The following is a 26,088-nucleotide window of genomic DNA, read 5'->3' as shown; positions in this document are numbered from 1 at the left end:
TCGACCACACATCAAGCCCTAACCTGCGCATATGACGATTCAACTGACCGCGGTACTGGACACCGCGCTCACACACACCGGGAGGCAGTCATGCATAAGTTGCTAGTCCTATATCCCAAGCCCGCCGACCCTGACCACTTCCGCGACTACTACGTGACCAACCACCTTCCACTGGTCATGAATTGGCCCGGCCTGCTTGCGTGGCGCTACAGCTTCGACGTAGCGGCGACCAACGGAGAAGCGCCGTATTTCGCGGTCTTCGAAGCCGACTTCGCCGACGCCGCCGCCATGGCCGCGGCACGGGCATCGCAGCACGGCCAGCGGGCGGCCGCCGATGTCGTCAACTACGCCACCGGCGGTGTGATCGTCATCGACTATCCGGTGCAGGACGGCACCGACTGAGGCAGGACGGTAGGCTCCGGGACGCGTTCGGCCGGCCGTTGCGGCCAGGTCCCGGCTATCGGCGCAACGCCGTTCCCGGTTGCCGTTTCGTGGAGCGTCAAAGGTGGGCCGATGTCCTGGCCGGCGAAGACGAAGTTTTCCCAACCAAACTGGTCAGCCTCACCATGTCGTCGCGCCCGCAGGTCAGATTGGCGTCACATCGGCGGACGAACGTCCTGACATGCCGCTGATCGCGCTGACCTCACCGGCCTGCGCGGCGCGGCGGAAGATCAACCGATGGTGTCGATCTGAGGCCGCCTGAACCCGCACTGTGTCGAGTGTGGTCAGATCTGTCTGGCCATAAAGCGGGTCTATGTTCCGATGTCACTCGAAACCGAAGTGCTGCGCGAACTCTCGCGACGAGCGGAGGCTGTCACGGTGGGCGACCGTTCGAACCGAACGTGATGCTGGGCCCCATCCAGAACAAGATGCAGTTCGAACGAGTGAGTGAGCTCGTCCGGGAGGCCATCAGCCGGGGCGCCCGCGCCGTGGCCGGAGGCAAGGCGATCGATCGTGCTGTCGTCACCGCGGCGGCGGAGATCCGATGATCCCGCCGCCCGGCGACTGTCCCGATCGACGACATCAGAATCGGGTTTTCCAGGCTGCCGTTGGCGTCGTCTACGAGCGTCGCAGCTGCTGGAGGGCGGTGGTCCAGTTCTCGATGTGGTAGCCCGTGGCGAGCTTTCCATCGCGGACCGTGAACAGGTCGATGGCCATCGTGCGGAAGGATTTGCCGGTGGGCTCGGTCCCCCAGAACTCGGCCACGGGTGTACCGGTCGCCTTGCCGCGCACGATCATCACGTCATCGACCACATGGATGTCGACGACTTCCCATGTCAGGTCGGGAATGGTGGTTCCCATGTTCGTGAAAACATCGACCAGTTGGTCGCGGGTCAGGTAATCCTGGTTCGTGTGGTAGGAGCGGTAGTCGTCGTTGCATGCTGCCGCCAGCAGCGCTGAGACGTCTTTGTTCGCCGGCTGGTTCAACGCCTCATAGAGTGGTGCGGAGATTTTCCGGGCCTGCTCTACCGTCATTACCGATTCGTCGTTCTTGGTCATGTGATGTGCTCCTGAGATCGGGACTGTATGAGCTGCGGTGGTTTCGCCGCGGAACGGAGTCGTTGACGTCGCTTTCGCAGGTAATGGGTTTCGTCGATCAGCTTGTGAGGCCGAGGAATTGGTGAATCGAGCGGACACAGCTCGCACCGTCTCCGGCCGCGGCGGCGACGCGCTTCATGGACCACGCTCGTACGTCGCCGATCGCGAAGATGCCGGGCTCACTGGTCTCGAACGGCAGCGGGTTCCGCCCGAGCGAAGCCCACACAGCGCTGTCGAGGCGTAGCGCCGAGTCGGTGAGGATGAACCCGTCGGCATCGAGCTGGATGCCCGGTAGCCAGGAACTCGCCGGGTCAGCGCCGATGAAACAGAACAGGGCGTGGCAGTCCAGCGCGTCGGTATGACTGGTTGCGTGATCGGTGACTGCGATTCCGGTCAGGTTGCTCTGCCCGGCGAGGGCCGTTACCTCGGACCCGAGACGGACGTGGATACGCGGGTCGGCCTCGATACGGTGCGCGAGGTAGGCCGACATCCCGGCGTAGAGGTCGTTCGATCGCAGGACCATGGTGACAGTCGAGCCGCGTTCGGCGAGGAACAGGGCTGCCTGCCCGGCGGAGTTGGCGCCACCGATCATGGCGACCGGCCCAGCTTCGCACAGTCGGGCCTCGGACTCGGTGGCCGCGTAGAAGATCCCCCGGCCTTCGAACTCATGCCACCGAGGCAGGTCCAGAGTCCTGAAGTGCGCTCCAGTCGCGACGACGACGGTGCGGGTGCGCATGGTTGTGCTGTCGGACAGGGATACCTCGAAGGTCCCGTTCGTGGCGTGCACCGACTCGACGACGCAGGGACTGGCGATCGTCGCGCCGAACTTCTGCGCTTGAATCATGGCGCGTCCGGTCAATTCGGTTCCGCTGATCCCGGATTCGAATCCGAGGTAGTTCTCGATACGGGAACTGGCGCTGGCCTGTCCGCCCACCGCGACCGCCTCGAAAACCATCGTCCGCAGGCCCTCCGAAGCACCGTAGACAGCGGCTGCCAGGCCCGCCGGGCCCGCCCCGACCACGACCGTATCGGCAACGGCTTCCGCGCCCGCTGCGGCATTCGGCGCGTAAGTCAAGTTCATGGCCTGGGCGAGCAGCGCCGTCGTCGCGTGCAGAATCGGACCGTCGTGCGTCACGCCGACCGGCAGTTGGTCGGGCGATACGTCGAGTGATTCGGCGAGGGCTCGCCCGGAATCGGTGTCGATGTCGATCCAGGTGTGCGCGATCCTGGAACGCACGGCCCACGTTCGCAGGGCCAAGGACTCCGGTGATCGGCCGCTGCCCAATATGCGTATGCTGCGTGCGCCCTCGCCGGTCTGTAGCTCACCGCGGCGTGCGAGGAATGAGCGCAGGATGAGATCGGACAGTTGTGTCTCGTCCGCCATCAGCCGACGGAAGTTGGGAGGATCGATGCGGATGATCTCCCCGTCCGAGGTTGTTCGCGTGGTGAGATATACGGCCTGTCCCGTGATCAGATTCAACTCGCCGAGAAAGCGCCGCGGCGGGGCCTGCGCGACAACCGCTTCGATCTGATCAGCGTCGGCCTCGCGCACGATTTCCGCCGAGGCCGTGTCCAGAACGATGAAGTCGTAGGTCAATTGGCCCGTCGACACCAGAACGTCGCCGTCGCGAACCATCTCCGCCGCGCCGTAGCCGCGCAGCCGAGCCATCTGCTCGTCGTTCAGCGCGGGGAACGCAGCCTTCTCGGTATTCGACATGACATCCGGCCTTCGCGATTGTGATACCTGCTGCAGCACATCGTCCGCGAGACTGGCGCGGCGCGGACATCACATGAATAGGTGATGTCCGCATCGGGCTGCCGGGTGTGATGCTGTGGTCCCAGATCGGGCTGATGGGCGCTTCGATCAGGGTGTCGGCACATTGCGTGAGCTGCTATGTTGAGAAGCTATGCGTTGATCCGGCTCGCGACTGGTCGGGCTCGATCAACGCCCCTCGGATCGGAGGAGTGCGCGATGCGACCGGGATCGTTGTGGGGGCGGACCGAGCCGATGGCGCAGGCGCTTTCGGTGGTTCGCAACGCACGTCGCCACGAGCTGGGCGGCGTCTTGACCATCGGCGGCCCGGCCGGCATCGGGAAGACCGCACTGGCGGCGGAGATCTGCCGCCAAGCCGCACGCACCGGTCTGCGAGTGGTCGAGGTCCGGTGCGATCCGCTGCAGCAGGTCTCGCCGGGGGCTCCGGTGATCGCGATGTTGCGGGCAGGGCGGGATCCGGTGATCAGCCGCGAGGACTACGCACAACTGGTGCGCTCGATCCCTGAGCCGTTGCTGGCGGCGGATCGGATCGCCGATCACCTGGAGGCCGCGACCGAGAACGGGCCACTGCTGATCTCGGTGGACGATCTCCATGGAGCCGACGCGACCAGCCTGTTCCTGTTGCGGACGTTGATTCCCCGTGCGGCCTCGTTACCGATTGTCTGGGTGCTGGCGGGCCGTGACGGCACAGTGCTCGACGATCTCGTGGGTCACGATTCGGTTCGGGTCGAACAGCTGCGGTTGTCGCCGCTGGCCACTGCCGACCTGGTGTCGATGACCACCGACCGCCTCGGGCAACCACCAGACGAGGACCTGCGTCGATTCCTCGATGCCGCCGGTGGCAATCCCGACCTCGCACGACGGATACTCGACCGTGTCGATCGGGGCGAATCCGACTCCGTCCCTGCCGAGTTCATCGCCGCCATCACTGATCGGCTCATCCAGGCCGACGAGGCGACCCAGCACCTGGTGCGATTGCTGGCCATCGCGGACCGGCCGCTGACGATGGGTGAGATCGCTGTGCTGCTGCCCGATCGGGTCGACGAACGAGAACAGCTGCTGTCGGGGGCACTCGCGTCGGGATTGGTCACCGCGGCCGGTGAAACCCTGTCCTGTCGGCACGAACTGGTCCGCGACGCGGTAGCCGATGCCACCTCCGATCGTGTGACACGGCAAGTCCACCGAACGCTGGCCGCGTACTATCTCACCGAGACCGACCGGCCGTTGCTCGCCGCGATCCATGCGCGCGCGGCGGCCGAGCCGGGCGATCTGCACAGCGGAACGATTCTGCTATCGGTCGCGGAAGCCCTGGCCGCCACCGACGCCGACACTGCCGGAGATCTGGCACTGCTCGCCATGCGCACATTCCCCTGCTGGGACCGGGCTTGGCTGGAGCTGAGTCAACGCTGCCTGTCGGTGCTCCGTCGCACCCAACGCACGACGGACGCGATCACCGCCGCCGCGTTGATCCTGGCGCGCGTCGACGACAACGATGTGATCGGGGCCGTGGAGACCGACGCCGCCCACGCGTTGTGGCTCGGTGGCCGCATCACCGAACTCGTGCAACGCACGGACAAGGTGCTGGCGCGAGCGGATCTGACTCCACCCATCGAGGCGCGATTGCGTTCGGCGCGAGCGCTGGCCACTACGCGTATCGCCAGTGGCGAGCAAGCCGCGCGCGAGGCACGGGCGGCTCTCGAGAATTCCCGGGCTGTCGATGATCGCGAAGCGGTCATGCTCGCGTTGCAGGCGGTCGGTGAGGCCGCGAAGAACGAAGGGCGGCACGAGACCGCGTTGTCGTCCTTCCGCGAGCTGCGTGAACTGCTCGGCTCCTCCTGCGTCGTGGAGGAGATCACCGAGCTGCAGATCCTCGACCGCTACGATCATGCCCAAACCCTGCTGGATCAAGCAGCAGACGCCAGCGGGACCAGTCCCGGGATGACGGTCCCCGCACTGCATTGCGCGCAGATGTGGCAGCACTTCTACTTGGCCCGCTTCGAGGAGGCCGATATCGCGGGGCGAGCGCTGATCGAACTGGGGCGCCAGCTCGGCAATGCCGAGCATGCCCTCGATGCCGCCATGGCTTGCACGGCGGTCGCGCTGCTGCGTGGCGATGTCGAGGCGGCTACCGCACAGATGAGCCTGGCCGGTGAACTGGTCGACGCGACCGATGGCGTTCGGCGGCCGTCGTTGAACATGATGCGCGGGTGGCTTGCCGCCGGTCAGGGCGATCTCGATGCGGCCCTGCGTATTCTGCGGCCTGTCGTCGCCGGAGGCGGTGAGGAATTCAATTATTGGCCGCTGTGGCCGTGCTGGAGCGGCTTGTTCTTCGATTTCGGGACCATGGCCCGCGACGACCAATTCGCCGCCGACGCTGTCGAAACCGCAGAGCTCGCGGCCGCGCGAAATCCGGGTGTGGCCAGTTTCGTGGGCATCGCGATGAACCTGCGCGGATGCTTCAAGGACGATCTCGACACCTTGGCCGAGTCGGTCCGGGTGCTCAACGGTAGTCCGCGACCCATACTGCGGGCTCGCGGAGCCGAATCATACGGCCGCGCGCTGCTGGCGGTCGGTGAGGTTCAGAACGGACTGGCCGAACTCGACCGCGCCTGGGACGAATACCACCGTGTCGGTGCCACATTCTGTTGCACCGGCGTCGAGGATACGATGCGTGAGGCGGGTGTGCGACGCGCAAAATGGTCGACCGCCCCCGCAGCGGTCGCCACGACTGCTTCGGTTTGGGTCTCGCTGACCCCCTCCGAGCGCAAGGTCGCGGCTTTGATCGCGGCGGGCCACACCAACAAGTCCGCGTCGGTGGAACTTGGCGTTTCAATCAATACCGTTGGCACGCATATGCGTTCGGTATTCGCAAAGCTCGGTATCCGATCCCGGGTGCAGTTGGCCAACACAGTGAGCAAAGAACTGGCTCGCTGAGACCCTCCGGCTCGCGGGTACGGAGCGTGCGGTCAGCCAGGCGGCTTGTTGAACACCACGATCCGGGCCTTGGTCCGTTGCCGGAGCTTTCCGGCCTGATTCAGCGTCGAGTGCTCGGTCGTGACGAACCCTGGTGCCGTGAGCGACGGTGCCGGGGTCACGTCGGTGACCAGCAGTTCGACGTGCAGTTCATCGCCGGGCCGGGTGGGTGTGGGCCAGACGAGCTCCATACGGGCACCGATGATTCCGTGCGCGATCGGCAACCCGCTGGTGACCAGCAGTCGCATCGTGATCGCGGCTGTGTGCCAGCCACTGGCGGCAAGGCCGCCGAAGAACGTATCGGCGGCACTCGCTTCGCTCAGATGAAAGGGCTGCGGATCGTATTGTGCCGCGAAGGAGACGATCTCATCGGTCGTCACCGTATGGCTTCCGGTGCAGAGCGTCGTGCCGATCTTGATGTCTTCGAGCCATAGCCGTGTGGTCATTCCATGCCTCCGAAGTTGTTCACCCCTTGCATTACAACGAGGTTCAACCTTGTCCAGCGGCGATCTGAGCGCGTGCCGCCGCTATCAGCTCGTCGTTGGTGGGCGCATGCCCCGTCAGACCCCATCCACCCTGCGCCGCTTCGGTGAGCAGCACCCACGTGCGCTCGGCCAGGGACGGATCACCAGCGGCCGCAGCGATCACATCCGTCAGTTGCCGCACTTGGCGAGTTGTTTGTCCCGGTCCAACGCACCGGCATTGGTCAGGACCACGACGCGTACGTAGTCGGTGTCACCATCGACATTTGACACCTGGTTGGTGGACAGAGAGTGGACGAATGTGGCGGTGTTCTGACGGAACATCGTCTGTCGGGAACCTGTTCGATGACCATCAGGGTGCTCGCGAGGTCCTGCGCGAGCTGCTTGGTATCGGCGAATGTACCTGCGACGGCGTAAACATCGATCATGGGCATGTTGCGAAACCTCGCCTTCTCTTCTCCGGCGCGCCGACCTGTGGGTGTCTTCTCGGTCGGCGGCTCGCCGCTGTGACGAACCCAGTGTCCGGCACAGGTGATGACCACGGCACTCACCCGAATAGGTGAATGACCGCAGATCAAATGGCATGGGAACGTGGCGTCGTCGGCCCCGGTGAGGACCCCGACCAGCCGGGCATCAGCAAAGGACGACGAGATGACCACAGCGACAGCGCTCGATTACGCCACTGCTCCCAACTGGAGCGTCCACGCCGACAACGGCATCGACTACGCCTACCGCGAGATCGGCACCGGCGCGGTGCCGCTGGTGTTGTTGCAACACTTTCGCGGCAACCTCGAGAACTGGGATCCGCGACTCGTCGACGCCCTCGCCGCCGGTCGCCACGTCATCGCCTTCGACAATGTCGGAGTCGGCGCGACCACCGGGACCACGCCCAGCACGATCGCGCAGATGGCGCACGACGCGATCGCGTTCATCGAGACCTTGGACGTCCCGCAGGTCGACATCCTCGGATTCTCGATCGGCAGCTTCGTCGCCCAGGAGATCGCACTGACGCGGCCCGCCATCGTGCGCCGCCTCGTGCTCGCCTCCGCAGCCCCGCGTGGTGCGGCAGGGATGCATGGCTGGGCCCGCGAGGTGATCGGCGCGGTGGGCAAGCCGCAGCCGGACCCGGCAGACTATCTCGGCGTCTTCTTCACCTCGTCACCGGCAAGTCTGCAAGCGGGTATGGAAACACTGGGCCGGATCCATGGTCGGACCACCGACGTGGACGCACCCACGACATGGGCCACCCAGCAGTCGCAGTACGACGCGGTGTGCGAGTGGGGTATCCCCGACCACAACGCTCTGCACCGGGTCAGCGCGATCCGGCAGCCCGTGTTCATCGCCAACGGTGACCGCGACCCGATGATCCTGCCGCACTATTCCCACCTGTTGGCCGGTCTCATTCCCCATGCGCAGATCACGATCTACCCCGACGCCGCACACGGATTCCTCTTCCAGCATGCGGCCGAATACGCAGCCGATGTCACCGCGTTCCTCGACGCCGAGGTGCACTGACGGCGAGGACCGGCACCGCGAAAAGGTGCGGTCAAATCTGTTCCTGGATCCAGCTTTCGGCGAAGGAGGTCCATGTCGCGGCACCGCCGGCGGCGTGGGCCAGGCCGAGACTGTGCGGACCGTGGGCGAATACGTGTACCTCATGCGGCACACCATTTTTCGCCAGGGCAGACGCCAGACGGTAACTGTGCTCGACCGGCACGTAGGGGTCCTCTGCGGTATGCCAGACGAAGAACGGTGGTGCCGCAGGAGTCACCAACCGGTCCAGGGACGTGGCACTGCGCGACTCGGGACTTGCGTTCTCTCCGAGCAGGATCAGTCTGGCGGGGCGGTAGGTCTCGGTCTCCATCGAAGTGATGGCGTATCCGAGCACTGCGAATTGCACCGTCTCGGCCGGGGTCGCGTGCGGTTCGAGGGCGGCCAGCCCTGCGAGATGACCGCCCGCGGAGAATCCGATGAGACCGATGTGATCCGCGCCCTCGGCCCGTCTTCGGCGAATCTCACCGCGGAGCGCCTCCAGCGGAGCCGGATGGGGTGCGTGGAGCGGGTAGCGGAAGACGGTGGCGGGCACGCCGATGTCGTTGAGCCACTGCGCGACCGGTTCTGCCTCGTGCGGAGCATGTTCGGCGTATCCGCCGCCGGGCAGGACGATCATATGCGTACTCGCCAACGGTCTTCGTCCTCTCGAAACTTCGCTCTGATCGGGAACCCAGGGCTGGGGACTCTGGTTGTGGACGTCAACCTCTCTCAGCGCGCCGGTAGCCCCCGCTGATCCAGTCCGCAAGCAGCCGTCCGTACTCCTCGGATGCTTCCTCCCAGGCGAAGTGGCCCGCATCGAGTGGATGAATCTCGCTGTGCGGGAGGTTGTCGGCCAGGTACTGATTGTTTGACCAAGGGACGAGGTCGTCGTGCTTGCCGGCCATGATCTGGGTCGGAGTGGTGATGGTGGGCAGCAGGCTACGCAGAATCGGGTTCTGCTCCGGGTAGTGCCGCACGAACCGGGCCGATTCAGCGAACCGTCCGAGGTCATAGGCGCTGACGAAGTCCTCGTGGATCTCCGGCTCGGTGTCTGCGGATGCAGCCGACGCGACTGCGTAGCCGATGTTGGTCCTTGCGTCCAGCCCGCGTACTACGTCCAAGTCGGGTGCCTCGATCACATCTTTGAGGGCGCCGCCGGCGTCGATTGGGTGGCCGACAGCTCCGCCGCCGATGGTCAGGCTCGTCACGCGGTCGGGGGCCGAGGCTGCGAGGAAGAGAGCTGCCGCGGTGCCGACGTCGGGCCCGACGATGTGTGGTGCCCCGAGGCCCCACTCGTCGATCAAGCGGGAGAGGAAATCTCCCATGGCATCGGGCGCGATGAGTTCTGTGCGGTGTTGGTCGGAGTGGCCGAAGCCCGGCATGTCGATGGCGACGACTCGACCGAGTGGGGTGACGCGATTCCAGATTCGACGAAAGGCCAAGAGTGTCTCCGGCCACGGTGCGAGCATCAGAACGGTGGTGTTCGAGTCGGTCCGGGTATCGGCGTAGCGCACCCGGACTCCGTCGACGACACGGAAGTAGGTGGTGATCGCCGCGGTCTGTTGAACAGTCATCTGCTCGCCTTGCTGTAGAAGGAATATCGCGTGACGGTATTCGCGTCCGTGGCGCGACGAAATCACCTGAACAGGTGAGTGAGTGGATCACATGTTGCCGGGGCGGTTCAGTGCCGCACTCCGGCCAGCAATGCGGTCAGGATTCGGGTCAGTCGTGGTTCGACGTCGACGATCGCGTGGGTCAATTCGGGGCGGGATTCGTAGAGTGCGCGCAGGTCGGTGCCAGGGGCGGCCATCTGCCAGAATGCGCCAGCCAAACTGGTTGCCGTGGACAGCACGTCCGCGGCGGCAAGTTCGGTGCTGTCTGTCCGTTGCCGCAGAGCAGTTGTCAGCGTGGCGAATTCGGCGAGTACCTCGGTCTTGAACGTGTATGCGGCATCGAGGGACTGCTCACCGTGGGGACTCCGGGCACACCGGCAGCCCCGCCATGGAAACCGCCATCCTCGATGCCGTCGCCCGATTCGCCAACTGAGCATCCTCTGCGTCAATGCCCTAATTGGGGTAGAGCGCATGAACATCTTTTGAAGATGTATCCGACAAGTTGTTGATATGTCGGTCTACCAGCATTCTGCGAAATTCCAATGCCGATGTGCGCACATCGATGAAGTCGGTGAACTGGATGGCGGACCCGGTATTGCTTCAGTTCTGTTCGTGTCCAAGCAAATCGAGCACTTGCTCGTGCAGGCGGCCGTTGGTGAATACGGCGGCGCCGGATGAGATGCTGCGTCCTTTGTGGAGGTCGCTGAACTGTCCGCCTGCTTCCTCCACGATCGGTACGGCGGCGGCAATGTCCCAGGGCCCGGCAGTCAGGTGAAGAAAGATATCGGCCTGTCCGGCGGCCACGAGCATGGCGCCCTGGCATGCTCCGGCCCAGTCCGACAGCGGGCCACCGTCAGCACACCGCGCGAGAAGGGTATCCGCTCTGGCCAGACGCTGTGTTGGAACCCAGTCCGCGACAGGCCAGATCACAACGGTGGCCTCGCTGAGGGTGTCGGTCCTGGTCACCGTCAGCGCCTGATTCGGTCCGAGTTGTCCATCCAGGCAAGTACTGGTCCACGCTCCTGTGGTGCGTGAGGCCCACCATCGGCGCTGCAGGGCCGGGGCGGAGATCATGCCGGTGCGTACCTCGCCGCCGTCTTCGACTGCGAGCAAGGTGCTCCACTCGGCCCGTCCCATGCAGAAGTTGCTCGTCCCGTCGATCGGGTCGATAACCCACCGTCGTGTGGCACTGCCGTGAGTACCGAATTCTTCTCCGACCCAACAGTCCTGAGGGCGGGCGCTCGCGAGTCGAGCGCGGATGGCTTGCTCTACCGCGCGATCGGCCACCGTGACCGGGCTGCCGTCGGGCTTGGACTGCGTAGCGATGCTCCCGGCCGAGAAGTACCGCATAGAGATGGTGTCGGCAACATCGGCCAACTGCTGAGCAAGGGTCAGGTCATCCATCGGGGTCACAGGTACCAGAGCTTATAAGTGGCCGGCTGCTCGGTCGCAAGATCGACCCGAACCATGTGGCGCACTTCAAGACAGCGCGCAGTAATGCCGCTGAGCGTGGGTCCCGAACGTCCACTTCGGGCCAATTGTCGGATGTCCGGTATGAGTCTGTAGTCGGCTGGCGGGGTTGTCATGTGCACGCCACCCGGGGTCACCTGCTCAGGCCCAGGGATATCCGGAGTATCGCGACGCCATCGAGCCCGAGCGCGATGAAGCCGCCCGCAACCTGTGGGTTCGTGCTGAAACCTGGGATCGGTAGGTGGCGCGCGCGGCATCTACTTACCCCATGACATCTTCTCAACCTCCCGCAAACCAACCGCAGCCCGCCGGCTTGGACAAAAAGACCAGCGCGATCCTGTCCTACGCACTGGGGTGGCTCACCGGAATCATCTTCCTATTTGTGGGAAAGAACGATCCCGATGTGAAATTCCATGCCTCGCAATCGATCGTCTTCTTCGGGGCGGTCTCGGTGATCAATATTGTTCTGAGCATCATCGGCTCGCTCCTCGGAGTCCTGGGGATCATCTTCAGCCTCGCCGGACTCGCAGTCGCGGTCTTCGCAGTCGTCGTCTGGATCATGGCCATGGTCCAGACGAACAACACCGGCGGTGTCCGCGCAGAGCTTCCCATTGTCGGAAAATTCACTGCACCATATGCCGATCGGTTGGCCAACTCGGTCAAGTAGCGGCATATTCGAAGTCCCCGACTAGATTTCGTAGTCGAGGATACTGTCGGCACCCCTACCGGCGGCCAGATGCGACAGTCCGAAGATCAACGGCCCGAGGCCATCTCGGGCCGTTGGCGTCTGCGCGGAACGTCCGAATGCCGTGCGTTCCGTCGGAGCGTCATAGTTCGGACCATGCGACCCCGAACCATGGTGAGGTTCGTCCAGCTAGCAGCTGGAGGTGGAAGTCGGGGCCTTCATGTGTCCGATCCTCTTCGGGATCGGTGAGTTGACTGATGGTGCAGATGTAGTCGCCGTTGGGGAGTTCGATACTGGACCCGTATATATCCTTGTCGTCGTCCACGGCGGAGTCCGCGAACTGGGCAGCCATGGTGACCGTGTCCAAATTGACGACGACGAGCTCACCGCGCGTCACGGTGATGGGGCCGGCGATTTGCCTGATGATCGGCAGCCGCGGATCTACCGGCGAATCCGAAAGGTCGATCCGCCATCGCTCCTCGCCGCCGGTTCCCCAGAGCAGCATCGTCCGCTGCTGCATCTCTGATTCGACGCGCTCGAACAGCATCTCCAAGGTCCAGTCTTCGCCCACGAACGACGTGTACGCGTGTGGGTCGACAAGACCGAGGAATCCCGAGTCGTCGGTCATTTCGTCGATCCGATGCTGAAGCTGCGCCATGCGGTAGTCCTCCCCAGATTGGTCACCGAAACCTACAGGCACAACGCTCGGTCGAACACCGAGCTCATCTACCGGCCCACCCTCCACGTCTGAGTCCATCCATGCCCCGTCGAGCAGCCGAACCTGGGGTTCGGACCTTCCTCAACTCCATGCAGAGAGCACGTCGGAGGCGTTCCACACCAGGTCGACGGTGTCTGCGAGGGTCGGCTCGATATCGGCCAAGGTCACTACGGCCAAAGCTGTTTCGTGCGGGACAAAGCCTGGAACACTGGCGACCCCGCGGGTGAGTTCGGCTAGATCGTGGCGGTCGAACGGGGTGCCGAGCCATTTGATCGATCCGGCGAAGATCACCCGATTGGCAACGGGGGAGCGGTCGGCGCCGATGAGGTCTATCTCGGGGTTGAAGGCGCGGTTCCACCAGCCGCCGACCGTGGTGACGTCTTTCCAGGGCAGTGTTCCCGCGAGCGCGGTCAGTTCGAGGGCATCTCGCACGAGGGGTTCGACAGCTTTGCCGCGCCAGGAGGTCCAGCGCCGAGCGAACAACTCATAGGCTGCGTCGACTCGTCCTCGCCGAACCAGGTCCTGAACCGAGCGCAGGGCGGCGAGGTAGAGCCGCAGATTGCTGTCAGCGACCCGGTAGAGGGCCGGTTTCCCAGGTTTGACCGACAGTGGCTGGTCTACCGACAGCACCTGCTTGTCTGCCGAGAGTCGGTGCAGTAGAGGCGATAACGAGCCGGAAGGCAACGCCCCGGCGCGGCTGCCTGCGGCGGCCGCGATGGTGGCGTGGGTGCGTTCCCCGCTGCCGATCGCTTCGAGTACGCGTCGCGCTTGGTCGGGTGTCGGGAACTCGGCGAGGAGGGTGGACTCGGGCACTCCGAACAGCGGCGCGGCGGGGTCGCTGCATTCGCGTCGCACGAACTGAAGTGGTGGCAGCCCATGCGGCCAGCTACGCAAGATGCCTGGCAGCCCGCCGGTGATCAAATGTGCGTCGATGCTCTCGGCTGCGTCGAGTCCGAGAGCGTGACCGACTTCGGCCGGGTTGAGCGGATCGAGGACGAGGTTGTCGGCTCGCCCGTAGAACGGGCGGTCGTAGGCGGTGAGTCGTTCCATCATGTGGATGTCACTGCCAAGGAGTAGCAGCAAGACTGGGCGTTGCTGCAGCAACCTGTCCCACGCCGTTTGCAACGCGCCATCGAAGACGGTGTCTTGTTCTGCCAGCCACGGCAATTCGTCGATCACGACGACGGTCGGCGTATCACTGAGGGAGGCCGCCAACAGCCGGAATGCGTCGGTCCAGCCGCCGCCGATGCCCTCGGGGAGGGTCTCGGGATCGGGTGCGATTCCCGATCTCTTCAGCTCCGCTAGAAAGATCGCGAGCGATTCGGAGACCGGCATACCCTTGGTGGCGGTGAAGTACAGGTACGGCATTTGTGCCGTGTCGCAGAACTCCTGAACCAGTCGCGATTTTCCGACCTGTCGGCGTCCTCGGATCGCAACGGCGACGCCTCTGCGAGACTCTGCGACACGCTGCAAGCGAGTCCCCAACAGTCCCAGCTCGACACTTCGGCCGACGAACCCTGATGGCACGGGCGCTCCTAGGGTGGTTCAGATCTATGTAGATGGCATCTACGTAGCTGAAATCTACACCGCCTCGAGCTGGTGTGCGGCGGGAGATCCTTGGAGGGTCAGTTCTGGAGTTTGCGTGGGTCGGGGAATCCGAGGGTGGTGTATCCGAGTGCCCGTTTCGATAGCGAAGATGCGATGACCGGAGTCAGGACGTCGTGGTAGTCGTGGACAGTGGCAGCGGTCTTGCCAGGGTGAGGCCGGGTGATGCGTCCGACATTGGACGAGGCTTGGCGGTAGATCAGGTCGTCGAGTTGATCGCGCCGGTATGGGGTGGCAGTGAGACCGAGCCAGTATTTCGCGGGATCTGGTTGAGTACCTCGGTAAAGGCGGAGGCTGAGATGTGGTGGCACTCGTCGACGATGACGAATCCTCGCAATAGCTGATCAACCTGTGACCCGCTGGGCGTTCCGGCGCTGCTCGGTGGTCACGGCCCCAGGAACAATCGTTCGTACGGTAAGCGTCGCGGCGGCAGACATTCCTCGATGGTGTCGCGGATCAATTCGATTGTGTACCAACGCCTTCGTCTCCAATCATGGATCAAATTGCGTACCGCCACCGCCTGGGCCGCGTAGTCGAAGACCATGCCACCCAGCCATATCCGCAGGTGCACATGACTTCCGGTCGGGAACCATGCGTCGGATGTCATCGCCTAGGCCCTGTGCTGAAGTAGCCAGCTCGCATTGAACCGGGCTTGCTCGGACAATTGCCGCGCCGGCATCACCGTGCGCCCCCGGATCGGGTGCCCGGTCGGGGGACCGGGGAGCTGCTCGAGCTGCGGCGTCCTGCTGATCCGAGTCGGGTCATCGCGACGTATCCTGCGCAGACCAACCCCGCCCAGACGGCGCCTACCGCCACCGCGGTGCGCCCGCTGTCGGTGAAAAACAGCAGGACCACGACCAGGGCGAGGAATCCGAGCGCGAGCGGGGCGGTCACCCGTGCGGCGGGCAGGCGGTAGTCGCTGGCCGGCAGGGTGCCGTCTTCGACGCGGGCGCGGTAGATCCTGTGGCAGACCAGGATGACTGCCCAGACGAAGATGATGCCGATGGTGGAGACCGAGGTGATGTAGGCGAAGGCCTTGTCGGGGGAGATGGCGTTGACGACGACGCCGATGACCATTACGCCGGCGGAGAGGCAGAGTCCGGTGAACGGCACCGAGCGGGAGCTGAGGGTGCCGACCTGGGCGGGTGCCTCCCCGCGCAGCGACAGGCTGCGCAGCATCCGGCCGGTGGAGTAGATGCCCGAGTTGCATGAGGACAGTGCGGCGGTGAGCAGGACGAAATTGATGATGCCCGCCGCGGCCGGGATGCCGATCTGCTCGAAGACTTCGACGAACGGACTCTTTCCTGACTGGAAGTTGCGCCAGCTGGCGACGGACATGATCACCAGCAGCGCACCAATGTAGAACAGGCCGATGCGGACCGGGAGGGTGTTGATCGCCTTGCGGAGCGTCTTCTTGGGCTCGTGTGCCTCACCGGCGGTCACCCCGACGAGTTCGACGCCGACGTAGGCGAACAGCACGATCTGCAGGGTCATCAGGGACTGGCCGAAACCGTGCGGGAACACTCCGCCGTCGGCCCACAGGTTGGTCACCGATGGGTGGGTGGCGTGACCGAATCCGATGGTCAACACCCCGATCCCGATCAGGATCATGCCGACGATCGCGGTGACCTTGACCGCGGAGAACCAGAATTCGGTCTCCCCGAACAGACGCACCGAGATCAGGTTCGCCCCGAACAGCACGGTCAGCACGACCAGGGCGGTGATCCACGGCTTGATGTCGAACCAGTACTCGATGTATTTGCCCGCGACGGTGATTTCGGCCATGCACGTGCTCACCCACACCGCCCAGTAGGTCCACCCGGTGGCGAAGCCGGCGAACCGGCCGAGGAACTCGTGGGCGTACTCGGCGAAGCTGCCGGAGACCGGCCGGTACGTGAGCAGCTCGCCCAGTGCCCGCATGATCACGAAGATGGCCAGGCCCGCGAGGAGGTAGGCCAGGATCAGCGCGGGACCCGCCTGTGCGATCGCACCGCCGGATCCGTAGAACAGGCCGGTGCCGATCGCCCCGCCGATCGCGATCATCTGAATCGTCCGCGAACTCAATCCGCGGGCGTAGCCCTCCGACTCGGGTCCCCCGTCCGGCGGGAACCCCGGTGGCGCACTTGCGGTCGTGGGCCGGTGGTGCTGGTGGTCGGGAATGGTCATGTGTGCACTCCTTCGGCGATCGCGGCGGGCACAGACATCGACATCGACATAGACATCGTGGGGCTGTCCGATGCACGGCGCGGGTACGCCTGGATCGAATTCGGATTGGTTCGTCGCGCGCGGGTGGGGCCAGGCACAGGGGTGCCGCGCGGCGGTACGCCGGCCCACCCGGGGAGGGCCTAGGCCTAGGCCGCCACGCTGTGCTCCACGGCCTGCTCGAGTTCGAGGGTGTCGGAGACGATGGTCTCGACCCGCCCTTGATACTGGGCGTCGATCTCGCGGAGGCGAGCGATGGACAGGTCCAGCACGGTGACATCGGCCTGCATGCCGTGGGCGACGGCGATCGCGTTCTTCCCGGACACCCCAGCGCCGATGACGACGACCTTCGCCGGCCGGACGCCCGGGACGAGCAGCAGGTCGGCGGTCTCCCGCACCTGGTCGGCGGTGGAGAGGATCGGCGCACCGGCGGCTTTGAAGTCCTCGTCGGCGAACAAGGAGCCGACGCCGACGCCGACTTCGACGACAACCTCGTGCCCGTGGGAGACCGGTTCGTGCACTCCGGCCGGAGTGATGGCCACCCGGTTCTCGTGGTTCTTGATTGCGCGGGGGATTCCGATCTTCACAGATACAGCTCCTGAGCGGGGGTGTTGGGGATGTGAGCGGCGGGCGCCGCGACGACCCGTCGATATGAGGTACATCACCTATTCGCGAAACCAGTATGAATATTCACCGATATGCTGCCAAGAGAAGGGCAGATAATTCTGCAAAGAACCTAGCTAGTTGCTGAAAATTCAGTTCGAGAGGTGGATCGGCCCTGGAACCGAAGCATGTTCGGACTCGAGCGATGAGCCCAGCCGCCCCGAGTCCGTCCAGCGGCCGGGAAATGGGCCCGGAGGTAGCCCAGGACGCATCGACGAGGAATGGCTTGGCCGGCACATGGCTGCTGCGCACCTCCTGACCTCGGAGGATCTCGCAGACGCCGACCAGCAGCTGCTCGCCGTCGAATGCGGCCGGCGCGACATGAAAGCGCCCTGAGGCTACGGCCGGTGTTCCATGATCGTGAGGACCGCATCCGCGCCCCAGTGTGCGGCTGGTGACACGTGACGCTGGTGGCGTGGTTGCGCGAGTGCACCGAACGGCTCACCGGTATCGAGGAATGCACCGGCGACGACGCGGTGGCCGAACGGCCTTCCCCGCTGATCCCGTACAACCCCTGCCTGGGAATCCGGCTGCCCCGCCACCGAGTTGTGCTTGCTCAGCGGCAGGGCACCGTGACCACGCCCGCCGGTGGTTGCGTGCGCCGCTGGGCCCGAAACCTGTTGAGCGCAAACGGAAACCGCGTTCTCCGGGGTTATCGGCGAAGGTGGTCGAGGCGTTGCGGAAGGGAAGGGTGCTCCTGCCGCGCACCGGGCGTGGGTTGTCGTCCGCCCCGGACTTCATGGCCACGATGGAACATGCTGTCACTGACAGGGGCGGATGCGCGGTTCGGGAAGATCACATCGGGTACACCGGGTGTTTGCGCGGGTTGAACTCCGGCTTGACCGGCGGCTTGTCGCGCAACAGGTGCAGTGCGCGCCGAATCTCCAGACGGGTGCGCGCTGGTTCGATGACCGCGTCGATGTAGCCGCGTTCGGCGGCGATCCACGGGGTGGCGATCGTCTCGTTGTACTGGTTGATCATGAACTCGCGCGCCGCTGCCCGATGCTCCTCCGGTACCGCCGCCAATTGCCGCTTGCCGATGAGGTCGACCGCGCTGTCGGCGCCGATCACCGCGATCCGGGCCGTCGGCCAGGCGAAACTGATATCGGCACCCACCTGCCGGGCCGCCATCATGCCGTAGGCGCCACCGTAGGACTTGCGCACGACCAGGTTGATGATCGGGACCGTCGCCTCGATGATCGCGCGCGGGACCCGGCCGCCGCGGATGATCACACCATTGGCTTCCTGCTCGAGGCCCGGCAGCACGCCCGGGGTGTCGGCGACGAACACCAGCGGGATATTGAACGCGTCGCACAGTCGGATGAAATAGGTCGACTTGTCCGAGCAGGCGGCGTCGATGGAACCACCCAACACCAACGGCTGGTTGGCGATCACACCGACCGGATATCCGTCGACCCTGGCAAATCCGGTGATCAGATTCGGGGCGAACGCGGCGCGGATCTCGTGAAATTCACCGTCGTCGAAGATCCGTAGCAGGATCTCGTGCATGTCATAACCGGCCCGATCGGAATCCGGGATGATCGTGTCGAGTTCCCGATCGGCAGCAGTGATCTCCGGCTCCAGACCGGGGTTCACGATCGGCGGCTGCTCGAGACAGCTCGTCGGCATGTAGCTCAGGTAGTTGCGGGCCCAGTCGTAGGCTTGCTGCTCGGTGTCGGCGACGTGATGCAGGGTGCCGCGTTTGGCCTGTACCTCGGCGCCACCGAGTTCCTCGGCGGTGATGTCCTCACCGTTGACGGCTTTGATCACCTCCGGCCCGGTGACGAACATGTAGGAATCCTTGGTGCCGATGAGCACGTCGGTGTTGATCGGCCCGTATACCGAACCCGCGGCGCACTTGCCGAGAATGATCGACACCTGCGGCACATACCCGGACAGTTTCTCCAGCACCCGGGAGATATCACCGAACGAAGCGATCGAACCCACCGCGTCCTGGATACGCGCACCGCCGGAATCATTGATCGTCACCACCGGGCACGCGTTATCGAACGCGAGTTGCAGCGCCCGCATGAACTTGCGGGCGGACGTGATACCGACCGACCCGCCGTACACGGTCTGATCGTGGGCTATCACCACCACCGGGCGACCCCCGATCAGCCCGCGACCGGTGACCAGCCCGTCACCGTAGAGAGCATCCGGTTGGCCGGGCTGACGAGCGAACGCACCGGTTTCGATGAACGTCCCGCGGTCGAGCAGCATGTCCACACGCTGGCGAACGCTCGGAACGCCCTTCTTCTCCCGCTTGGCGACACCGGCCTCACCTGCCGGTTCCGCAGCGATCGTCAGGATCTTGACCAGTTCATCGATCCTCGCCTGGGTACCTGCCACGCTCGCTGCCACCTTCCGAACCAAATGTTGTGCCGTCGCGACGTTAAGCGGTCTCGACACGGAACGTGTCATTGAACCGGATATACGGGATAAATCACAGTCGAGGCCGGACGCACATCACAGACTCGACTGTCGCCCAACAAGTTCGAACACAGTCAGAGGTATGCCCTCGAACGCCGGTACCGGCGGCAACAAGATCGACTTGTGAAGCGCGCCAAGGGCGTTGCTGCTCTCGATCCGCACCCGCGCCCGTGACACCGGACGCGGGTGGGCGAGATCGATGGCTACTTGTGGCAGGCCTGACGGTAGTCGTGGATGGCCGCGCGGGCGGTCTTGAAGTCCTGTACGTCCTGCGGGTGCGCCTGGCGGTAGGACTTCCACTCTGCCTTGCGCTGATCCTTGGGCAGGGCCTTCACCTTCGCCATTTCCGCGGCGAAATCCGGGTGACCGGCCAGGAATGCCGCGACCTTCGGAGCGCTGTCCGCCTTCGCCTGGGCCGCGGCCGCGGGGTTGCATTGCGGCCCGGGGTCGGCGGAGGCGGTCGCGGGCAGGGCAATGGCCAGGCCGGCGAGGCCGGTGAGGGTGGCGGCGACGAGACTGCGCTTCATTGCTTACTCCAGTGGTCGCAGGGATATGTCCCCATCGAATCTGCCGACCCGGCCGGCCGAGTGCCCTTGTCGTGCCACGATCTTCAGGCGATCTTCAGCCGCAGCACGAACACCGCACCGTGTTGTCCGGGTGGAGGGTCGAGGCAGATCAGGTCGCCGCCATGGGCTCTGGCGATGCCGCGGGCGATGGCAAGTCCCAGGCCGGAACCGTCCGCGCGGCGATCGCGTGCCTGGTCGAGACGCACCAGCCGGTCGAAGATCCGCTCGCGTTCGCCGGGCGGCACCCCTGGGCCGGTGTCGCTGATCGTCACCTCGGCCAGGTTGCGGGTGGCGCCGACCCACACTGTCACCGCGCCGCTGTCCGGCAGGGCTTGGCACGCGTTCTCGAGCAGGTTCAACAGCACCTGGTTGACCCGTTCCGGGTCGATGGCCGCGACCACATGATCGCCCGCGAGTTCGAAATCGATATCGCTGTGCAGCAGCCGCATCCGATTCAACTGGGCGTCGGCGAGGTCGTATAGATCGGTCGTTGTGTGCCGCAGCCGCAGTCCGGCGTCGATGCGGGCCAGATCGACGAGATCGTCGACCAGCCGGCCCGCGCGCTGGGCCTCACGGACCAATAGCAACTGCATCTGCTGGCGGGCGTCGGGATCGGCGTCGGGCGGCTGCTGTAGGACCGCTTCGGCGATCGCGCGAATCCCGGTGATCGGGGTGCGCAACTCGTGCGCGGCGTCGGCGACGAAGGTACGGATCTGTTCCTCCGAGGCCTGCGCTCTGGCCTCGGCGCCTTCCAGTGCGTCCAGCATTTCATCGAAAGCCGTTGCGGTGCGTCCCAGTTCGGTGTCGGGCCGCGATGGTGACAACCGTCGCCCGCGTCGGCCGCGGGCGATCTCGCGAGCCAGCACGGTCATCGAATCCAATGGTGCGATGGCGCGCCGAATACCGAACGGCAACCCGATGAGGATCACGAGCAGCGCGGCGGCGGTGGTGCCCGCGAGCACGCGCACCAGCTTCGACTGCGCCCCCGCCAACAGTTTGGTATCGAGCTGCAGGGTCATTCGCGCGTGGTCCAACTCGCCCTGGCCGTTCAGCAGCACGTGTCTGGTCTTCACCGTGGACTGGTCCTCGTGCTGGGCGTTCAGGCTGCCGAAGGTGCGGCCGTCGGCGAGGACAAGCCGCGCCCGCACCGACCGCGCATCGATCCGGGTGAGCAGATCGGTGGGCGAGATGCCCTGGCCGGCGAGTTGCTGTGCCAGTTGAACGCGGTCGGCGAGCACCGCGTTCTGACTGCGATTCAGCGCCACCGAGAACAATCCGTGCACCACCAGCGAAACGACGATCAGCACCGCACCGAGCACCGTAGCGGTGGTGAGCGTGACGCGCCTGCGTAGCGACACCGTCTTCATCGCACCCCGGCCCGAGATGAGCGGTGGTGGTCACCCGGGCCGCGCCGCCAGCTCACTGGTCACCGACCCGCAAGATGTAGCCGAGGCCGCGCACGGTGTGCAGCAGCCGCGGTCCGTGCGCCTCCAGCTTGCGCCGAACCGCGCTGACATACACCTCGACCAGGTTGGGGTCGTAATCCTCGTATCCCCATACGGCGGTCAGGATTTGGGCCTTGGTGACCACCCGATCGCGGTGCGCGGCGAGATAGCCGAGGAGCTTGAACTCGGTGAGGGTCAGCACGATGGTTTCGCCGCCACGGTGCACCGCACCGGATTCCACGTCGATGACGAGATCGCCGATCGTGGTCTTGGTCTGGAGCCTCCCCATCCGCCGCAACAGCGCATCGACCCGGGCCACCAGCTCGGCCAGGTCGAACGGTTTGACCACATAATCATCCGAGCCGGCCCGCAGCCCGCGCAGCCGGTCCTCGATACCGTCGCGGGCGGTCAGGATGACGACACCGGCTCCCGATCTGGCGCGCACAGTTTCCAGCAGAGTGAATCCGTCGCGTCCGGGCAGCATGATGTCGAGCACGACCACATCCGGCCGGAACTGCGCGAGATCGCGCTCCAACTGTTGGCCGTGCTCCCGGCTGAGCACCTGGTGTCCGGCCGTGGTCAGCCCCGATCCCACCGCGACCCGGATGGCCTCGGCGTCTTCGATGACAAGTATTCGTCCCGGCTGCACAGGTGTCATTGTTGCGCCTGGGAGCTGAAGATCGCCTGAAAGATCGCGATCAACGAGCCGATGACGCCGGGGCCGGCGCGATACTCCGATCATGGGCAGCCAATCGGCGCAGTGGATGCACACCGCGCGCGTGCTTCGTCGCGCCGGCTTCGGTGCGACCGGGGCCGAGATCGATGCCGTGCGTGCGCAGCAGCCCGCCGACTACCTGCGATCGGCATTGACCACCGGCCCGGACGACGATGCCGGCGCGCGGGCGACGCCGCTGCCGGTGTTCGCCGGGATCGCCGCACCGGGTAAAAACGCGACGCCCGAGGTCCGCCGACGGTACAACGCCGAACGCAACAACGAACTCGCAATGCTGACCGCGTGGTGGTTACGGCGCATGGCCGCCGTACAGCAGCCGATCCACGAGAAGCTGACCCTGTTGTGGCACAACCACTTCGCGACATCGGCGGTCAAAGTTCGCGACGCCGCGGCCCTGGCCGCGCAGAACCAGAAGCTGCGCGCTCTGGGCACCGGCGACTTCGGCGCGCTCGCCTACGCGATGCTCACCGACGCGGCCATGCTCAAATGGCTCGACGGCACCAGCAATTCGGCGAAGGCGCCCAACGAGAATCTGTCGCGCGAGTTCCTGGAACTGTTCGCGCTCGGGCACGGCAACGGCTACACCGAGACCGATGTGCGCGAAGGCGCGCGTGCGCTGACCGGGTGGACGATCGACGGCAGCGGTGTCGCCACGCTGAATTCCCGGCGGCACGATCTCGGCACCAAAACCCTACTCGGCGTGACGGGTTCGCTCGGCGCCCGTGAATTCTGCGATATCGTACTCGGTCGGCCCGAGTCGGCTCGCTATGTGGCCGGTCGGATGTGGCAGCAGCTCGGCTCCGATACACCGCCGCCGCAACCGGCGATCGATCGTGCCGTGGCGGCCTACGGACCGAACCGCGACGCCGCGGGGATGGTGGCTGCGATCCTCACCGACGACGAATTCGCCGCCGTGCACGACACTGTCGTGCACGGCCCGGTCGAATGGCTGATCGGCATGGTGCGGGCGCTGGCGGTGCCGATGGACAACGACGCCGACGTCAAGAAGCTGGCGGGTGTGCTGCGCAATCTTGGACAGCTGCCGTTCTATCCGCCGTCCGTCGGTGGCTGGCCGCACGGCCAGGCATGGATGTCGACGGCCGCAGCGCAGATTCGGCTCACCGCGGCATCCGAGCTCGTGAAAAAGGCGGACCTCAGCCGGATTTCGTCTGCCGCGCCGGGCGATCGCCTCGATGCGGTCGGCTACCAGCTCGGCATCGGCGCCTGGTCGGACCGCAGCGCCGCCGTGCTCGCGGCGGTGCGAAACGATCCCGCCCGGCTCACCACGATCGCGGTGAACACTCCCGAGTACCTGACCAGCTGACCGGAAAGTCATCGAACCATGGCTCAATTCAATCGCAGACAGTTCCTTGTCGGCAGCAGCGTACTGGGTGCACTCGGGCTGGCCGGTGGCTCCGTGATCACCTGGGATGAACTGCACCGGCACGCCGCCACCGCACCCCTGGCGCCGAGCACCGGAATCCTGGTCCTGGTGACGATGTACGGCGGCAACGACGGCGTCAACACCGTGATTCCGTACGCGGACAACGCCTATCACGATGCGCGACCGGAGTTGTCGTATCAGCCGCAGGAGGTACTGCACCTGGACGGGCAGCTCGGACTCAATCCGGCGATGCAGGGCTTCGCGGATCTGTGGAGCAGCCACAACCTCGCGATCGTGCGCGGGGTCGGCTACCCGCATCCGGATCACAGCCACTTCCGCTCGATGGATATCTGGCAGACGGCCGCTCCGGACCGTCCGATCAATACCGGATGGATCGGGCGCTGGCTCGACGCGACCGGCGACGATCCGGTGCGTGCGGTCAATATCGGCCCGGTGCTGCCGCAGCTGGCAATGGGGGACAAGCACACGGCAGCGGCGCTGGATCCCGCCGCGGCCCCGCTATCGCCCGAATTGTCCACCGCATTGGCCGCGCTCGCCGCCACCGACCCCCGCGACAGTCCCGCCCAGGCGCTCGTCTGTGCGGGCTATCGCGCCGAACAGGCTGTGACGCAGACGTTTTCCTCAGTCGGCGCGAAACCCGCCGACCCCGGCGGTAATCCGCTCGCCGCCCAGCTCGCGCTCGTCGGACAGTGCATCAAGGCGGGCGTGCCCACCCAGGTGTATTCGGTCAGCCTGGGCGGATTCGACACCCATGCCGATGAACGCCGCACTCAGCAGCAACTGCTCGGACGACTCGACGAGGCGGTGTCGGCCTTCTTGACGGATATGGCAGGCCATCCCCGTGGCCGCGACGTAGTTCTCATGGCCTACAGCGAATTCGGCCGCCGCGTCGCCGCCAACGCTTCCCAGGGCACCGACCACGGCACTGCCGGCCCGGTGTTCGTTGCGGGAGCGCGGGTCAAGGGCGGCTTCTACGGCGACGAGCCCAGCCTGACCGACCTCGACAACGGTGATCTGAAGTCCACCGTCGACTTCCGTGACATCTACTCGGAATTGCTGCACCGCGTCGTCGCGACCGACCCGGGTCCCGCTGTCGGTACCGCTCGACACGACCTGGGTTTGATCGCCTGAGGGAACGTCTTGTCGCTCAGGGGCGTGTGCGCGACGGTCCTGCCGTCGCACGGTGTAGAGGTCTATGCGAAGTACGAAGCCGACCTCGTCAGGGTTTCCCGGCACCCGGCGCGGGTGCCGGGAACGCCACCACCTGCCCTGTGGGTTCCGATGACTCCGCGCCGCCCCATTTCTGGCCGACGACATACAGATGCGGATTCGCACCCCGGCTGAGCGCGCAGGCGAAGGCGCCGCGGTCGAGTTCGACAGTGGCCAGTACCGCACCGCCCTCACCCACACGAACACAATGCTGGTTGCCCACATCGGCGTACCAGACCGCGCCATCGGCATCGATACAGATCCCGTCCGGATGGTCACCCGGGGTCTCTGCCCATATCCGGCGTTTGTCGAGGCCGCCGTCGGGCCCGATGTCGTAGGCGGTGAGTCGGTTGGCGTACGACTCGGCAACGATGAGGGTCTCGCCGTCGGGCATGATTGCCATCCCGTTCGGGAAAGCGAGGTCGTCGGCGACCTGACGGACGTTGCCCGCCGGCGTAACGAGGGCAACGAGGCCCGGCGCGAATTCACCGGCGGGGAAGCTGAAGCCGATGTTGTTGACATAGGCGTTACCCCGGTCGTCGACCACGATGTCGTTCCATGGCTTGTCCGACACCGCGGAAAGGTCGGCATGCCGAACGAGCGCCCCGTCGGGATCGCGGCGAACGAGCTGTTGCTGGGCCGAGTCCACGACCAGCAGTTGCCCGTCGGGGAGGAAGTCGATGCACATCGGGAACGACGGGATTTTCACGATGACCTCGTGGCGGTGATCGTCGCCGAGGGCAATCACCTGGTTCGCTCCCCAGTCGGAGAACCAGAGTCGTTCGTCGTGCCAGCGTGGAGACTCGCCGAACACGACTCCATCCATCAGAATCTCGAACGTACTCACGTCGTGATTTCCTTCCTGCGTCGGTAGTAGTGCAGACGTCGTAGGTTTCGAAAACTCATCGCGAGACAGATATTCAGCCGCCCAGGCGCACTTCCCATGGCGGTAGACGCTCGACAACTCATACTTCATGCCGCATCAACTCGCATGAGGCAACGCGCCGATGCATCACATCGGTGCGGCCTGGATCTACCTTGCG

Annotated in this window: 27 protein-coding genes and 1 pseudogene; 8 read left to right on the top strand and 20 right to left on the bottom strand. The window is 65.1% G+C overall.

The window, feature by feature from the left end:
- Positions 1-90 precede the first annotated feature (90 nt).
- The 3 genes from ACQP1G_RS35015 to ACQP1G_RS35005 all read left to right on the top strand — a co-directional run bounded on the left by ACQP1G_RS35015 (position 91) and on the right by ACQP1G_RS35005 (position 989).
- A complete protein-coding gene (locus tag ACQP1G_RS35015; protein WP_433193964.1) occupies positions 91-402 on the top strand; it encodes an EthD family reductase in 312 nt (103 codons plus the stop codon).
- 360 nt (positions 403-762) lie between these two features.
- The gene (locus ACQP1G_RS35010) at positions 763-846 is read left to right on the top strand and encodes a hypothetical protein (RefSeq protein ID WP_433209087.1); all 84 of its coding nucleotides are present in this window, start codon (positions 763-765) and stop codon (positions 844-846) included.
- 38 nt (positions 847-884) lie between these two features.
- Positions 885-989: a hypothetical protein gene (locus ACQP1G_RS35005; protein ID WP_433193963.1), complete on the top strand. Its 105-nt coding sequence runs from the start codon at positions 885-887 to the stop codon at positions 987-989.
- A gap of 70 nt (positions 990-1,059) precedes the next feature.
- On the opposite strand, the gene ACQP1G_RS35000 is transcribed toward ACQP1G_RS35005, so the two are convergent.
- Together ACQP1G_RS35000 and ACQP1G_RS34995 are read right to left on the bottom strand one after the other, a co-directional pair.
- A complete protein-coding gene (locus ACQP1G_RS35000) occupies positions 1,060-1,500 on the bottom strand; it encodes an ester cyclase (protein WP_433193962.1) in 441 nt (146 codons plus the stop codon).
- Between the two features lie 97 nt (positions 1,501-1,597).
- A complete protein-coding gene (locus tag ACQP1G_RS34995; RefSeq protein WP_433193961.1) occupies positions 1,598-3,256 on the bottom strand; it encodes an FAD-dependent oxidoreductase in 1,659 nt (552 codons plus the stop codon).
- Between the two features lie 255 nt (positions 3,257-3,511).
- Between ACQP1G_RS34995 and ACQP1G_RS34990 the strand changes: the two genes are divergently transcribed.
- Complete coding sequence (locus ACQP1G_RS34990; protein ID WP_433193960.1) at positions 3,512-6,247, top strand: AAA family ATPase; 2,736 nt, start codon at positions 3,512-3,514, stop codon at positions 6,245-6,247.
- A gap of 32 nt (positions 6,248-6,279) precedes the next feature.
- On the opposite strand, the gene ACQP1G_RS34985 is transcribed toward ACQP1G_RS34990, so the two are convergent.
- From ACQP1G_RS34985 to ACQP1G_RS34975, 3 genes are read right to left on the bottom strand one after another with little or no spacing between them, the layout of a single operon-like run.
- Positions 6,280-6,732: a MaoC family dehydratase gene (locus ACQP1G_RS34985; RefSeq protein ID WP_433193959.1), complete on the bottom strand. Its 453-nt coding sequence runs from the start codon at positions 6,730-6,732 to the stop codon at positions 6,280-6,282.
- A 43-nt stretch (positions 6,733-6,775) separates the two neighbouring features.
- On the bottom strand, positions 6,776-6,952 hold the full coding sequence (locus tag ACQP1G_RS34980) for a tautomerase family protein (protein ID WP_433193958.1): 177 nt from the start codon (positions 6,950-6,952) through the stop codon (positions 6,776-6,778).
- On the bottom strand, positions 6,940-7,092 hold the full coding sequence (locus ACQP1G_RS34975; protein ID WP_433193957.1) for a hypothetical protein: 153 nt from the start codon (positions 7,090-7,092) through the stop codon (positions 6,940-6,942). The genes ACQP1G_RS34980 and ACQP1G_RS34975 overlap by 13 nt, the downstream gene beginning before the upstream one ends.
- Before the next feature lie 327 nt (positions 7,093-7,419).
- Here ACQP1G_RS34975 and ACQP1G_RS34970 point away from each other — a divergent pair, with 327 nt between their 5' ends.
- On the top strand, positions 7,420-8,283 hold the full coding sequence (locus ACQP1G_RS34970) for an alpha/beta fold hydrolase (RefSeq protein WP_433193956.1): 864 nt from the start codon (positions 7,420-7,422) through the stop codon (positions 8,281-8,283).
- Positions 8,284-8,314: 31 nt separating this feature from the next.
- On the opposite strand, the gene ACQP1G_RS34965 is transcribed toward ACQP1G_RS34970, so the two are convergent.
- The 4 genes from ACQP1G_RS34965 to ACQP1G_RS34950 all read right to left on the bottom strand — a co-directional run bounded on the left by ACQP1G_RS34965 (position 8,315) and on the right by ACQP1G_RS34950 (position 11,318).
- Positions 8,315-8,953, bottom strand: coding sequence for an alpha/beta hydrolase (locus ACQP1G_RS34965; protein ID WP_433193955.1), 639 nt, complete (start codon positions 8,951-8,953; stop codon positions 8,315-8,317).
- A 67-nt stretch (positions 8,954-9,020) separates the two neighbouring features.
- Positions 9,021-9,875, bottom strand: coding sequence for an alpha/beta fold hydrolase (locus tag ACQP1G_RS34960; RefSeq protein ID WP_433193954.1), 855 nt, complete (start codon positions 9,873-9,875; stop codon positions 9,021-9,023).
- A gap of 107 nt (positions 9,876-9,982) precedes the next feature.
- Complete coding sequence (locus tag ACQP1G_RS34955) at positions 9,983-10,363, bottom strand: hypothetical protein (protein ID WP_433193953.1); 381 nt, start codon at positions 10,361-10,363, stop codon at positions 9,983-9,985.
- A gap of 151 nt (positions 10,364-10,514) precedes the next feature.
- A complete protein-coding gene (locus ACQP1G_RS34950) occupies positions 10,515-11,318 on the bottom strand; it encodes an inositol monophosphatase family protein (protein WP_433193952.1) in 804 nt (267 codons plus the stop codon).
- Between the two features lie 307 nt (positions 11,319-11,625).
- Between ACQP1G_RS34950 and ACQP1G_RS34945 the strand changes: the two genes are divergently transcribed.
- A complete protein-coding gene (locus tag ACQP1G_RS34945) occupies positions 11,626-12,051 on the top strand; it encodes a DUF4870 domain-containing protein (RefSeq protein ID WP_433193951.1) in 426 nt (141 codons plus the stop codon).
- Between the two features lie 160 nt (positions 12,052-12,211).
- Here the strand turns inward: ACQP1G_RS34945 and ACQP1G_RS34940 are convergent, their stop codons facing one another.
- The 10 genes and pseudogenes from ACQP1G_RS34940 to ACQP1G_RS34895 form a co-directional block, all read right to left on the bottom strand.
- Positions 12,212-12,727, bottom strand: coding sequence for a hypothetical protein (locus tag ACQP1G_RS34940; RefSeq protein WP_433193950.1), 516 nt, complete (start codon positions 12,725-12,727; stop codon positions 12,212-12,214).
- A 141-nt stretch (positions 12,728-12,868) separates the two neighbouring features.
- Positions 12,869-14,314 (bottom strand): ATP-binding protein, encoded by a 1,446-nt coding sequence (locus ACQP1G_RS34935; protein ID WP_433193949.1) that lies wholly within the window; start codon positions 14,312-14,314, stop codon positions 12,869-12,871.
- Positions 14,315-14,412: 98 nt separating this feature from the next.
- Positions 14,413-14,703, bottom strand: a complete 291-nt coding sequence (locus ACQP1G_RS34930; protein ID WP_433193948.1) for a hypothetical protein — start codon at positions 14,701-14,703, stop codon at positions 14,413-14,415.
- Positions 14,704-14,777: 74 nt separating this feature from the next.
- A complete protein-coding gene (locus ACQP1G_RS34925; RefSeq protein ID WP_433193947.1) occupies positions 14,778-14,999 on the bottom strand; it encodes a hypothetical protein in 222 nt (73 codons plus the stop codon).
- Between the two features lie 71 nt (positions 15,000-15,070).
- Positions 15,071-16,558 carry an amino acid permease gene (locus tag ACQP1G_RS34920; protein WP_433193946.1) on the bottom strand — a complete coding sequence of 496 codons (1,488 nt, stop codon included), beginning with the start codon at positions 16,556-16,558 and terminating at the stop codon, positions 15,071-15,073.
- 206 nt (positions 16,559-16,764) lie between these two features.
- A pseudogene (locus ACQP1G_RS34915) lies at positions 16,765-17,181 on the bottom strand (alanine dehydrogenase); the annotation flags it as partial.
- Positions 17,182-18,052: 871 nt separating this feature from the next.
- Positions 18,053-19,606, bottom strand: coding sequence for an acyl-CoA carboxylase subunit beta (locus ACQP1G_RS34910; RefSeq protein WP_433193945.1), 1,554 nt, complete (start codon positions 19,604-19,606; stop codon positions 18,053-18,055).
- A gap of 284 nt (positions 19,607-19,890) precedes the next feature.
- Complete coding sequence (locus ACQP1G_RS34905) at positions 19,891-20,214, bottom strand: hemophore-related protein (RefSeq protein ID WP_433193944.1); 324 nt, start codon at positions 20,212-20,214, stop codon at positions 19,891-19,893.
- A gap of 83 nt (positions 20,215-20,297) precedes the next feature.
- Positions 20,298-21,620: a sensor histidine kinase gene (locus ACQP1G_RS34900; RefSeq protein ID WP_433193943.1), complete on the bottom strand. Its 1,323-nt coding sequence runs from the start codon at positions 21,618-21,620 to the stop codon at positions 20,298-20,300.
- A gap of 52 nt (positions 21,621-21,672) precedes the next feature.
- A complete protein-coding gene (locus tag ACQP1G_RS34895; RefSeq protein ID WP_433193942.1) occupies positions 21,673-22,356 on the bottom strand; it encodes a response regulator transcription factor in 684 nt (227 codons plus the stop codon).
- 82 nt (positions 22,357-22,438) lie between these two features.
- Between ACQP1G_RS34895 and ACQP1G_RS34890 the strand changes: the two genes are divergently transcribed.
- Entirely contained in the window at positions 22,439-23,755 is a 1,317-nt protein-coding gene (locus tag ACQP1G_RS34890; RefSeq protein ID WP_433193941.1) for a DUF1800 domain-containing protein, read from the top strand.
- A gap of 18 nt (positions 23,756-23,773) precedes the next feature.
- Positions 23,774-24,967 carry a DUF1501 domain-containing protein gene (locus tag ACQP1G_RS34885; RefSeq protein ID WP_433193940.1) on the top strand — a complete coding sequence of 398 codons (1,194 nt, stop codon included), beginning with the start codon at positions 23,774-23,776 and terminating at the stop codon, positions 24,965-24,967.
- Positions 24,968-25,055: 88 nt separating this feature from the next.
- Here the strand turns inward: ACQP1G_RS34885 and ACQP1G_RS34880 are convergent, their stop codons facing one another.
- Positions 25,056-25,892 (bottom strand): SMP-30/gluconolactonase/LRE family protein, encoded by an 837-nt coding sequence (locus tag ACQP1G_RS34880; protein ID WP_433193939.1) that lies wholly within the window; start codon positions 25,890-25,892, stop codon positions 25,056-25,058.
- Positions 25,893-26,088 lie beyond the last annotated feature (196 nt).

The sequence above is a fragment of the Nocardia sp. CA-107356 genome (genome assembly GCF_050946365.1).
In the GTDB taxonomy this organism is placed as follows: Bacteria; Actinomycetota; Actinomycetes; order Mycobacteriales; family Mycobacteriaceae; genus Nocardia.
This window is presented reverse-complemented; position numbering and strand designations above follow the sequence as displayed.